The sequence below is a fragment of the Bartonella sp. AP57NXGY genome (assembly GCF_042195805.1).
GTDB lineage: Bacteria > Pseudomonadota > Alphaproteobacteria > Rhizobiales > Rhizobiaceae > Bartonella.
This window is the reverse complement of sequence record NZ_JBHIOZ010000003.1, coordinates 1-13,173: the sequence shown is the minus strand read 5'-3', so window position 1 is coordinate 13,173 and position 13,173 is coordinate 1. Positions and strand designations below refer to the sequence as shown.

At 40.4% G+C, this 13,173-nt stretch carries 8 protein-coding genes, 1 tRNA gene and 1 pseudogene; all 10 read right to left on the bottom strand.

What is annotated here, in order from left to right:
* Positions 1–566: 566 nt before the first annotated feature.
* Positions 567–4,778, bottom strand: coding sequence for a DNA-directed RNA polymerase subunit beta' (gene rpoC, locus ACFIL8_RS00860; protein WP_375613463.1), 4,212 nt, complete (start codon positions 4,776–4,778; stop codon positions 567–569).
* 172 nt (positions 4,779–4,950) lie between these two features.
* A complete protein-coding gene (gene rpoB / locus ACFIL8_RS00855; RefSeq protein WP_375612113.1) occupies positions 4,951–9,099 on the bottom strand; it encodes a DNA-directed RNA polymerase subunit beta in 4,149 nt (1,382 codons plus the stop codon).
* Positions 9,100–9,388: 289 nt separating this feature from the next.
* Positions 9,389–9,760, bottom strand: coding sequence for a 50S ribosomal protein L7/L12 (rplL, locus tag ACFIL8_RS00850; protein ID WP_273790654.1), 372 nt, complete (start codon positions 9,758–9,760; stop codon positions 9,389–9,391).
* A gap of 101 nt (positions 9,761–9,861) precedes the next feature.
* Positions 9,862–10,380: a 50S ribosomal protein L10 gene (rplJ, locus tag ACFIL8_RS00845; RefSeq protein WP_012755027.1), complete on the bottom strand. Its 519-nt coding sequence runs from the start codon at positions 10,378–10,380 to the stop codon at positions 9,862–9,864.
* 354 nt (positions 10,381–10,734) lie between these two features.
* Positions 10,735–11,439, bottom strand: coding sequence for a 50S ribosomal protein L1 (gene rplA / locus ACFIL8_RS00840; protein ID WP_375613460.1), 705 nt, complete (start codon positions 11,437–11,439; stop codon positions 10,735–10,737).
* A 4-nt stretch (positions 11,440–11,443) separates the two neighbouring features.
* Positions 11,444–11,872 (bottom strand): 50S ribosomal protein L11, encoded by a 429-nt coding sequence (gene rplK, locus ACFIL8_RS00835; RefSeq protein ID WP_273723157.1) that lies wholly within the window; start codon positions 11,870–11,872, stop codon positions 11,444–11,446.
* Positions 11,873–12,022: 150 nt separating this feature from the next.
* Positions 12,023–12,553, bottom strand: a complete 531-nt coding sequence (gene nusG / locus ACFIL8_RS00830) for a transcription termination/antitermination protein NusG (RefSeq protein ID WP_273790740.1) — start codon at positions 12,551–12,553, stop codon at positions 12,023–12,025.
* Between the two features lie 20 nt (positions 12,554–12,573).
* On the bottom strand, positions 12,574–12,786 hold the full coding sequence (secE, locus tag ACFIL8_RS00825; RefSeq protein ID WP_273790652.1) for a preprotein translocase subunit SecE: 213 nt from the start codon (positions 12,784–12,786) through the stop codon (positions 12,574–12,576).
* A gap of 199 nt (positions 12,787–12,985) precedes the next feature.
* Positions 12,986–13,061 (bottom strand) — tRNA-Trp (locus ACFIL8_RS00820).
* 47 nt (positions 13,062–13,108) lie between these two features.
* Positions 13,109–13,173 (bottom strand): annotated as a pseudogene (locus tag ACFIL8_RS00815) (elongation factor Tu); the annotation flags it as partial.

Here is a 13,173-nt window from a genome sequence, read left to right as displayed (position 1 = left end):
ATTGAATAATATTCGTACATTTTATTATTCTGTCTGCATAGATCACATTGTTATAAGAAATATGTCTATTTTTTATATAACTTAATAAGCACCCCAATCTCTACTTTCCTGCATTCTAATTTATAAGAAAATACATTCTTATCGTACAAGCATTGTATAGTAGAGAATCAATTATTTTTTAGATTACAGAAAAGACTATTGATCTTTCATTATAAGTCTTTTTAAAGCTTTATAGAAGATATCAATCAAAAAATTTCCTCAAATTCAAAATCAATCATTATTTGATTTGTAGATAATCAACTCTTTTCCTTGAATATGATTTTTGAGTTTCACATATTTGGGAAAAAACTTTCTATACTGCTTTTAGAAATTAAGAAACTTTAAAATAAAGTAACAAAAAAGATAAGCATCATTACAAAACAATAAGCTACTAAAGATGTTTAAAATAACTATCGCCTTATAATTTTTGATATTTTTCAAGAAAATATACAACTTCTGTATTTCGAAATAAAAAACGTCTGAACGTTCTATTCAGACGTTTTTTATTATGTGATGTTGTATTTAAATTATTCAGCAACGGCCCCAGTTGTCATATTTGTCAACATAGCCTTAGCCACTTCGTTATTACTAGACTTACGCTGCTCATCTACAATCAAATCATCACGAACTGCAGCAATACGACGGATTTGAGAAATTGTACCACCCGTACCTGCTGGAATAAGACGACCGACAATAACGTTCTCTTTAAGTCCTTGCAAAGTATCAATTTTACCAGAAACTGCTGCTTCAGTAAGAACACGTGTTGTTTCCTGAAACGATGCCGCCGAAATGAAAGAAGGCGTTTGAAGAGAAGCTTTTGTAATTCCAAGAAGAATGGGATTACCAGATGCAGGTTTCTTCCCTTCTGCAATCAAATTATCATTGATTTCATCAAGTTCAATACGATCAACATTATCACCTGGAATATAACCAGAATCTCCAGATTCAGTAATTTCAACTTTTTGCAACATTTGACGAACAATCACTTCAATGTGCTTATCATTAATAAGAACTCCCTGCAAACGATAAACCTCCTGAATCTCATTAACAAGATAAGATGCCAAAGCTTCAACCCCCTTAATCGCCAAGATGTCATGAGGTGCTGGATTACCATCAAGGATATAATCTCCCTTTTCAATTTGATCGCCTTCTTGGAAGTGGAACAACTTACCTTTTGGAATCAAGTATTCTACTGCCTCAAGAGTTTCATCATTTGGTTCAATAATGATACGACGTTTATTCTTATAACCACGGCCAAATCGAATTGTACCACTAACTTCAGCAATAATCGCATGATCCTTTGGACGACGCGCTTCAAAAAGCTCAGCCACACGAGGAAGACCACCCGTAATATCTTTCGTCTTGGCACTTTCCATTGGCAAACGAGCAATAACATCACCAGCCTTAACATGAGCACCAAGCTCAACAGAAAGAATAGTTTCCACTGACATCATATAACGGGCTTCACCTCCCTTATACAATTTAGCAATGGATTCACCTTCTTTATCCGTGTGAATAATAATAGCTGGTTTAAGATCCGCACCACGTGGATTAGCGCGCCAATCAATCACCAAACGCTTCGTAATACCCGTAGATTCATCAGCTGTTTCAGTGACAGATAAACCATCAATCATATCTTCAAAACCCACATAGCCTTCAACTTCCGTTAAAATTGGACGTGTATAAGGATCCCATTCTGCTATACGTTGGCCACGTTTAACCACATCACCATCATCAACAAAAATATGAGCACCATAGCTAACACGATGTACAACGCGCTCTTTTCCTAACTCATCCTTGATAAGGATAGCCATATTACGCCCCATAACAACCAAATGGCCTTCAGAGTTACGAACTACATTACGATTACGAATCTCCACCTTACCTTCATAAGATGCCTCTAAATACGATGAATCAACAACCTGCGCAGTTCCTCCTAAGTGAAAAGTACGCATAGTAAGCTGTGTTCCCGGCTCACCAATGGATTGAGCAGCAATAACACCAACCGCTTCTCCCTGATTAACAGGTGTTCCACGCGCCAAATCACGACCATAGCATTTTGCACAAACACCAAGACGTGTTTCACATGTTAATGCAGAACGAATTTGAACAGATTGAATCCCAGCTGCTTCAATCTTCGCGACATCAGCTTCCTCAATCATTGCTCCACCTTCAAGGATAACCTCTCCAGAGACAGGATGTAGAATATCAACAAGCGCTGTACGACCAAGAATTCTTTGCCCAAGGGAGGCAACAATTTGTCCTGCATCAACAATCGGCTGCATGGTAAGCCCTTTTGCGGTACCACAATCAACTGCTGAAATAATAGCATCCTGTGCAACATCAACAAGACGCCGTGTTAAATAACCAGAGTTCGCCGTCTTTAACGCAGTATCAGCAAGTCCTTTACGTGCACCATGCGTGGAATTGAAGTATTCATTAACAGTTAGACCTTCTTTAAAATTTGAAATAATGGGTGTTTCAATAATTTCACCCGATGGTTTTGCCATTAATCCACGCATACCGGCCAATTGTCTCATCTGGTTAGCAGAACCACGAGCACCAGAGTGCGACATCATATAGATAGAATTCATCGGCCGTTGACGACCTGTTTTAGGATCAAAATCCACAGCTTGAATACGTTTCATCATTTCATCTGCGACGCGATCTGTACATTTACCCCAAGCATCTACAACCTTATTGTATTTTTCACCTTGTGTAATCAAACCATCATTATATTGCTGTTCGTACTCCTTAGCCAAAGCTTCTGTTTCTGCGACTAAACGCGACTTACTATCAGGAATAACCATATCGTCCTTACCGAATGAAATTCCTGCACGACAAGCATAAGAAAAGCCAAGCTGCATAATACGGTCACAAAAAATAACCGTCTCTTTTTGTCCACAGTGCCGATAAACATGATCAATCATTTTAGAAATGTTCTTTTTCGTCATCTCTTGATTGACAATATCAAATGAGATATCCGCACTTTTTGGCAAAAGCTCACCGATAATCAAACGACCAGGTGTCGTATCATAAAGTTTAGAGACTTCTTTTCCATCCTTCCCCATATTCTTAACACGGCCTTTAATCTTCGTATGAAGCGTTATAACCTTATTTTCCAAGGCATAATGAAGCTCACCTATATCAGAAAAGGCCATTCCTTCACCTGGTTCTTTTTCAGAAACAATTGAAAGATAATAAAGACCAAGAACCATATCCTGTGAGGGAACAATAATGGGAGCACCATTGGCCGGATGAAGAATATTATTGGTGGACATCATCAAAACACGGGCTTCAAGTTGTGCTTCAAGAGAAAGCGGAACATGAACCGCCATCTGATCACCATCAAAATCCGCATTAAAAGCAGTACACACCAATGGATGTAGCTGTATAGCTTTTCCCTCAATCAAGATAGGCTCAAAAGCTTGAATTCCCAAACGGTGCAATGTTGGTGCACGATTGAGCAAAACAGGGTGTTCACGAATAACCTCATCCAAGATATCCCAAACTTCTGGATGTTCTTTTTCAACAAGCTTCTTTGCCTGCTTTACCGTTGATGAATAGCCTTTTGCATCAAGCCGCGCATAAATAAAAGGCTTAAATAATTCAAGAGCCATTTTTTTGGGAAGACCACATTGATGCAATTTTAATTCAGGACCCGTCACGATAACAGAACGCCCCGAGTAATCAACACGCTTCCCAAGTAAGTTCTGACGAAAACGCCCTTGCTTGCCCTTCAACATATCTGATAAAGACTTAAGAGGACGTTTATTGGCTCCAGTAATCACACGCCCACGCCGTCCATTATCAAACAATGCATCAACAGCTTCTTGTACCATACGCTTTTCATTGCGTACGATAATTCCAGGAGCTCGCAATTCAATCAGCCGCTTCAAGCGGTTATTACGATTAATAACACGCCGATAAAGATCATTCAGATCTGATGTCGCAAAACGCCCACCATCAAGCGGAACCAATGGACGCAAATCCGGTGGAATAACCGGAATTGTTTTCATAATCATCCACTCTGGCTTATTTCCAGATTCAAGAAAATTTTCAACGATTTTAAGTCGTTTAATCAATTTTTTCTGCTTTAACTCTGAAGTTGTTTCAGCTAATTCAAGACGCAAATCATTAGCGATTTTATCTAACTCCATACTAGCTAAAAGCTCGTAAATAGCTTCAGCGCCAATCATAGCTGTAAACTGATCTTCTCCAAATTCATCAATAGCAAGCATATATTCTTCTTCAGAAAGAAGCTGATGGAGCTTAAGAGATGTTAACCCTGGTTCGGTTACAATATAATTCTCAAAATAAAGAACCCGTTCAATATCTTTTAAAGTTAAATCTAAAAGTGTAGAAATACGGCCTGGTAATGATTTAAGAAACCATATATGCGCAACGGGTGCCGCAAGTTCAATATGCCCCATACGCTCACGACGTACGCGCGAAAGAGTAACCTCTACACCACATTTTTCACAAATAATGCCCTTATACTTCATGCGTTTATATTTGCCACATAGACATTCATAGTCCTTAATAGGGCCAAATATACGTGCACAAAAAAGACCATCACGTTCTGGTTTAAAAGTCCGATAATTAATAGTCTCAGGCTTCTTAATCTCACCATACGACCAGGACAAAATTTTCTCAGGACTCGCAATAGAAATACGAATAGAGTCAAATGTCTGCGCTGGCGCTTGAGGATTGAAAAGATTCATGACCTCGTGGTTCATGCTGTTCTCCTTCAAAGATTCTTAGAACCTGTTGTAATATCTCATTTATTTTATAACAGATCTTCTTTAAAATACATTTACTTTTAAAAATGACCTGTATAGCCTTAATAAGGTTATTGAGCCTCTTAAAGTAATAAGAGCGCAGCCCTTTTCTAGTGCGCTCCTTGAATTATTATTCTGCCGTATCAGACAATGCCCGCTGTGCAATAAGTTCACGCGCATCATCAAGCTCCACATTAAGAGCAAGTGAGCGCATTTCTTTTACCAACACATTAAAGCTTTCGGGTATACCTGCCTCAAATGTATCATCACCACGCACAATTGCCTCATAGACTTTTGTTCGACCAGCCACATCATCTGATTTTACTGTTAGCATCTCCTGCAAAGTGTATGCAGCACCATAAGCTTCAAGCGCCCATACCTCCATTTCACCAAAACGCTGACCACCAAATTGTGCCTTACCTCCTAATGGCTGCTGCGTAACAAGTGAATAGGGACCAATAGAACGCGCATGAATCTTATCATCAACAAGGTGATGCAATTTCAACATGTAAATATATCCCACCGTTACTGGACGATCAAAAGGCTCCCCAGTACGACCATCATAAAGCGTAACCTGCCCTGAACTATCTAAGCCTGCGTCTTCCAGCATCATGTTAATATCAGACTCATGTGCTCCATCAAAAACAGGCGTTGCAATTGAAACCCCTTTCTTCATCTGCAATGCCAATTTGTAAAGGCTTTCATTATCATACTGACGAACTGGTTCATTATGATTATCATCAGGCATAAGATTTTCAATACGCTGACGCAACGGCAATATATCCCCAGTCTCTTGATATAACTCTAACAAAGCACCAATCTTCTTGCCCATCCCCGCACATGCCCAACCAAGATGCGTTTCAAGAATTTGTCCAACATTCATACGACTAGGCACACCTAGCGGATTCAAGACGATATCAGCATGGGTCCCATCTTCAAGAAATGGCATATCTTCTACGGGAAGAATACGTGAAACAACACCCTTATTCCCGTGACGTCCCGCCATCTTGTCACCTGGTTGGATTTTGCGCTTCACAGCCACAAAAACTTTCACCATTTTCATGACACCAGGAGGCATTTCATCACCTCTTTGGACCTTTTCAACCTTATCCATAAAGCGACGTTGTAATGCTTCTTTTGATTCATCATATTGCTTGCGCAAAGCTTCAATTTCATTTTGAAGCTTTTCATCCTCAACAGCAAATTGCCACCACTGGGATCGCGGATAATGCCCCATTACTGTACTATCAAGCTTTTTACTACCCGAAAAGCCTTTCGGACCTTCTACAGCAACTTTGCCTGTCAACATATCGGTGAGGCGCGCATAAACATTGCGATCAAGAATAGACTGTTCATCATCACGGTCTTTTGCTAAACGCTCAATTTCTTCACGCTCAATTGCCATCGCACGTTCATCTTTTTCCACGCCATGGCGATTAAAAACGCGAACTTCAACAACAGTACCAAAAGTCCCAGGAGGCATACGCATAGAAGTATCACGAACATCGGATGCCTTTTCCCCAAAAATTGCACGCAGAAGCTTTTCTTCCGGCGTCATGGGACTTTCACCTTTCGGGGTAATCTTTCCAACTAAAATATCACCTGGTTGAACTTCAGCACCAATATAAATAATGCCAGCTTCATCAAGATTTCTTAACGCTTCTTCCGCAACATTAGGAATGTCGCGCGTAATTTCCTCAGGTCCAAGTTTTGTATCGCGTGCCGCAACTTCAAATTCCTCGATATGAATTGAAGTAAACACATCATCAGCAACAATGCGCTCGGATAACAAAATAGAATCTTCATAATTGTATCCATTCCAAGGCATAAAGGCTACGAGAACATTCCGCCCAAGAGCCAAATCACCAAGATCCGTGGATGGACCATCTGCAATGATATCACCTTTCTCTACCCTATCACCGACATGTACAAGAGGACGCTGATTAATACAAGTGGACTGATTAGAACGCTGAAATTTCTGTAAGCGGTAAATATCAACGCCTGATTTTGAAGGATCTAAATCTTCTGTTGCACGGATAACAATACGGGTAGCATCGACTTGATCAACAACACCACTACGTTTTGCACTCACAGCAGCTCCTGAATCGCGCGCAACAATAGATTCCATTCCCGTCCCAACAAATGGCGCTTCAGCGCGTACAAGAGGAACTGCTTGACGCTGCATGTTCGATCCCATAAGCGCACGATTCGCATCATCATTTTCCAAAAAAGGAATAAGCGCTGCTGCAACTGAAACCAACTGTTTTGGTGAAACATCCATCAAATCAACATGATCACGCGGCGCCATTAAAACTTCACCAGCATGACGGCAAACAACAAACTCTTCTATAAAACGACCTTCGTTATCTAATGAAGAATTAGCCTGAGCGACATAATGCTTTGCTTCTTCCATCGCTGAAAGATAAATAACTTCTTTTGTGACTTTTCCATCAATAATTTTTCGATATGGGCTTTCAATAAAGCCATATTTGTTAACTCGCGCAAATGTTGCTAAGGAGTTAATCAGACCAATATTGGGGCCTTCTGGTGTTTCAATCGGACAAATACGACCATAATGCGTAGGATGTACGTCACGGACTTCAAAACCCGCACGTTCACGAGTCAAACCACCTGGACCAAGAGCAGAAAGACGGCGCTTATGGGTAATTTCTGACAATGGATTGGTTTGATCCATAAACTGCGACAATTGTGAAGACCCAAAAAATTCACGGACTGCTGCTGCCGCAGGCTTTGCATTGATCAAATCCTGTGGCATAACTGTATCAATTTCAACCGATGACATACGCTCTTTTATCGCACGTTCCATACGAAGAAGACCAATGCGATATTGATTTTCCATCAACTCCCCGACGGAACGAACGCGACGGTTGCCAAGATTATCAATATCATCAATTTCACCACGTCCATCACGCAATTCAACCAACATCTTAACAACAGCAAGAATATCCTCTTGGCGTAAAATGCGAACTGTGTCTGGACAATCAAGATCCATACGTAAATTCATCTTAACACGCCCGACAGCTGAAAGATCATAACGCTCTGGATCAAAAAACAATGAATGGAACATTGCTTCTGCTGTATCGATTGTTGGAGGTTCACCTGGACGCATCACCCGGTAAATATCAAATAACGCATCCTGCCGACTTTCATTTTTATCCACCTTCAAAGTATTGCGGATGTAAGCGCCAATATTCATGTGATCAATATCAAGAATATTGACTTGATCAGCACTAACATCGAGCAGAACTTTTAATACTTTTTCGTCAATTTCATCACCAGCTTCAAGGTAGATTTCACCTGTTTCGTAATTGACGATATCTTCGGCTAGATAACAACCTAATAAATCATCTTCACTAACTTTAACCGCTTTAAGTCCTTTTTCTACCAAAGACTTCGCAGTACGAACTGTTAATTTTTTACCAGCCTCCGCAACGACTTCACCACTATCTGCATCTATAAGGTCAGAAATGAGCTTCATTCCTTTAAAGCGATCCACAGAATAAGGAACTCGCCATCCTTCTCCATCACGCTCATAAGTCACTTTATCATAAAACGTCGATAAAATATCCGACGCATCCATACCTAATGCCATCAAAAGACTAGTAACAGGAATCTTGCGCCGTCGATCAATACGCGCATAAATGATGTCCTTAGCATCAAACTCAATATCAAGCCAAGAACCACGATACGGAATAACACGAGCAGCAAAAAGAAGCTTTCCTGATGAATGGGACTTTCCTTTATCATGGTCAAAAAAGACACCAGGAGAACGATGCATCTGAGAAACAATAACACGCTCCGTACCATTAACAATAAAGGTACCATTCGTCGTCATTAAAGGCATATCGCCCATATAAACGCCTTGCTCTTTAATGTCTTTGATATCTTTGGAGCCAGTATCCTCATCAACATCAAAAACAATCAAACGCAATATGACCTTTAATGGGGCAGCATAAGTTAAATCACGTTGACGGCACTCTTCAACATCAAATTTTGGTAAATCAAATTCATAACCTACAAACTCAAGCATAGCTGTACCGGAAAAATCTGAAATAGGAAAAACCGATTTAAAAACAGCTTGCAAACCTTCATCTGGTCGCCCACCTTTCGGTTCCTCAACCATGAGAAATTGATCGTATGAGGCTTTTTGAACCTCAATAAGATTCGGCATTTCTGCTACTTCAGGAATCTTACCAAAAAATTTCCGTACGCGCTTACGACCATTGAATTGAGACATCATTGCGTGAGTCTGAGCCATCGTCGCTCCTTGATCTTTACTCTTCAAGGTAGACCAACCTTGAAAGCCTTATACCATTAACCTGCATATGCAGACCAGTTCACTTGACACTCAATAATGAGCATCATTAACTTTCCCCACCAACATAAGCCATTTATCTCTTTGACTCTATGATGAAGGGGTAAGTAATCCAAACCTATCCCATTCCTGTTACGAAACCATTGGGAAAAGTTTTTTACTCATTATTTTCCCTCTTTGTATTAAGAGAAAGAAAATCGGCGAACATAAATGCCCGCCGATAAAATTAAATTTACTTAAGTTCCACCTTAGCACCGGCAGCTTCAAGTTGAGATTTAATTTTTTCTGCTTCTTCTTTAGAAGCAGCCTCTTTAATAGGCTTAGGTGCACCTTCAACCAGATCTTTAGCTTCTTTAAGACCAAGTCCAGTAAGAGCACGAACTTCCTTAATAACATTAATTTTTTGTGCGCCACCTTCAACAAGAATAACATCAAATTCTGTTTTTTCTTCAGCAGCTGGAGCAGCAGCACCAGCAACAGCAGCGACAGCTACAGGAGCAGCAGCCGAAACTCCCCACTTTTCTTCAAGTAACTTAGAAAGCTCAGCGGCTTCCAAAAGGGTTAGATTAGAAAGGTCTTCTACGATCTTCTCTAGATCAGCCATTTTTAAATTCCTTCAATTAAAAGATTTGAACCATTATTAAATCTTATTCAAAAAAACAGAAAAGCATTAAAGCTCTTCCATAAACGTGAATACAAACAGCCTTAAGCCGCCTTATCCTCCTGAGCATATGCTCCAATGACACGTGCAACCTGACCAGCAGGGGCATTAACAACCTGTGCAATACGGGTCGCAGGGGTAGAAATCATACCCACAAGTTTTGCACGCAACTCGTTTAATGAAGGCAATGAAGCCAATGACTTCACAGCATCTACAGTTAAACTTGTTGCACCCATTGAACCGCCAAGTATGACAAATTTGTCATTGCTTTTCGCAAAATCAACAGCAACTTTCGGTGCTGTGATTGGATCTTCTGAATAAGCAATAAGTGTTTGTCCAGTAAACAAACCCACTATCGATTCAGATTCCGTGCCCTGAAGAGCGATTTTAGCAAGACGGTTTTTGGCGACCTTAACGGCACCGCCAGCTTCACCCATTTTCGAACGCAGATCATTCATCTGTGAAACTGTCAGACCGGAATAATGTGCAACAACAACAGAACCAGACTTCCGAAAAGCCTCGTTAAGCCATGTAACAAATTCGCGTTTTTCCGCTCTATTCACTGTCTCTCTCCATTTAACAGATTTGCTTAAAACAAACCTGTTGGTTACCTTTGATAACATAAAATACTTCATGTCACCGATGAGGATCCTGTCCCCTTTTTCACGCACAGCGTTCAAAGGCAACCTTGGCTCAAACCCTTTAAGTCTTTTAACTCTCAGTTTTTACCCCAGTCTCATGCAGGTTTTTTTGATTAAGATACTTAAAAGCATCACCTACAATCTCGGACAGGATATTCCGGAATTTCTCCCGGTACAACCTAAGCCCTATAAAGCTTAGATAGCGAGCTGATCAAAATCAGCATTTTAAATACAATTTTGATATTCCCATACCCCAAAACAAAATTATAAATCAGCTTATACTAGCTCTGAACGAACCGTTGCTGGATCAACTTTAACACCAATTCCCATAGTCGACGAAACAGCAACGCGCTTAATATACTCACCTTTTGCACCTTGCGGTTTGGCTTTAATAACTGCACTTGCAAAGGCTTTTATATTTTCTACGATTTTTTCAACACCAAAAGAAGCCTTACCAATACCAGCATGCACAATACCAGCTTTTTCCACACGAAACTCAACAGCACCACCTTTAGAAGCTTTGACAGCACCGGCGACATCAAGTGTTACAGTACCAACTTTCGGATTCGGCATCAAACTCCGTGGACCAAGAATCTTACCAAGACGACCAACAAGAGGCATCATGTCTGGCGTTGCAATACAACGATCAAAATCTATAGTCCCTCTATTAACGCTTTCAAATAAATCTTCGGCACCCACAATATCAGCTCCTGCCGCCTTAGCTTCCTCAGCCTTATCCCCACGAGCAAAAACGGCAACACGAATATTTCTCCCTGTTCCATTAGGCAAATGAGCAACGCCTCGAACCATTTGATCAGCATGACGAGGATCAACACCCAAGTTCATTGAAATTTCGATTGTTTCATCAAACTTAGCAACGGCACGCTCCTTAACCATTGAAACGGCATCTTTTAAAGCGTAGAGTTCATTAAAATCAATATCTTTTCGGATATTTTTTATTCTTTTTGCTACTTTTGCCATAATATTAGCCCACCACTTCCAAGCCCATCGAGCGAGCAGAACCTTCAACCATACGCATTGCTGCCTCAATGTCATTCGCATTAAGATCTTTCATCTTTGATTCCGCAATCGAACGAATTTTATCGCGAGAAATGCTTCCTACAGACACTTTACCAGGCTCTTTTGAGCCAGATTTCAGGTTTGCTTCCTTCTTTAAAAAGAATGATACAGGAGGCGTCTTGAGAGAAAAGGTGAAAGACTTATCTTGGTAATACGTAATAACAACTGGAATCGGTGCCCCCTTTTCCATTTCTTGTGTCGCTGCATTAAACGCCTTACAAAATTCCATGATATTAATACCACGCTGCCCAAGAGCTGGACCAATTGGTGGAGATGGAGTAGCAGCTCCTGCAGGAACCTGCAACTTAAGCTGACCTATACTTTTTTTTGCCATAACAATCTGCCTTTAATTTCACTGGTATACTGACAATTCATCTTGCCCGTTACCCGCTTGCAGTCACGTGGTTCGGATCATTAAGCCGACAAAAGCTATAAATCACCTCCCACTCCTTCCTTAAAGTAATTAAAACTACTCTAAGTTTAATCAGAGTTTTTCAACCTGACCAAATTCCAAATCAACAGGCGTAGGACGCCCAAAAATAAGCACTTCAACCTTAAGACGAGAGCGCTCTTCTTCAACCTCTTGAACAATTCCATTAAACGAAACAAAAGGACCATCAGCAACGCGAACTTGCTCTCCAACCTCAAACAATACAGAGGACTTTGGAGACTCAACCCTTTCCTGAACTTGTTTGAGAATTTGCTCAACCTCTCGATCAGAAATAGGAACAGGACGCGCATCCGACCCTAAAAAACCTGTCACTTTAGGCGTATTCTTAATAAGATGATAAACTTCATCTGTTAACTCAGCACGAACAAGAACATAACCAGGAAAAAATTTTCGCTCAGTATCAACTTTGCGTCCACGACGAACCTCTACAACACGCTCTGTTGGAACAAAAATCTTTTCAAAAAGATGATCAAGTCCCTTTTGCTTTGCCTCCTTATCAATAGCTTCCGCTACTTTCTTTTCAAAATTTGAATATGCCTGAACAATATACCAACGAGCTGCCACAGTCACACTTCCTTACATTCTCAACTAAAAAGATATTTCAGAAGATCAATAACCCGCCAAACACCAAAATGCATAACCTGATCCACAATAAAAAAGAAAGCTGAAGCCAATGCAGTTACCAACAAAACCATAATAGTAGAAATAACCGTCTCACGACGTGTAGGCCATTTCACTTTAATTGTTTCTGCATAAACCTGCTTCAAAAAGGTAATCGGATTGGTTTTAGATGCCATCGTCACACTATACTCTCTCTAGTCCTATTGTGTTTTATAGAACAAAATAAACAGGAAAAAATGCAAAAGCCAACTTTCAGACTTATGCAATTTCTTTACTTTCTATTCAATACCGTTTCACACACAAAAAAACAAGCCCCATATCAAAAAAAGCGAAAAAGGCAGCAAAATCCACTCCCTTATATGTAAAATCCCCCTTTGGCAGGGGCAGCAGGACTTGAACCCGCGACCTGCGGTTTTGGAGACCGCCGCTCTACCAACTGAGCTATACCCCTAACTCTCAAAACTAAAACACTTTTAACACCCCTTTAACAAGCATTATTTATTCAATGATCTTAGAGACGATACCGGCACCAACAGTACGACCACCTTCACGAATAGCAAAAC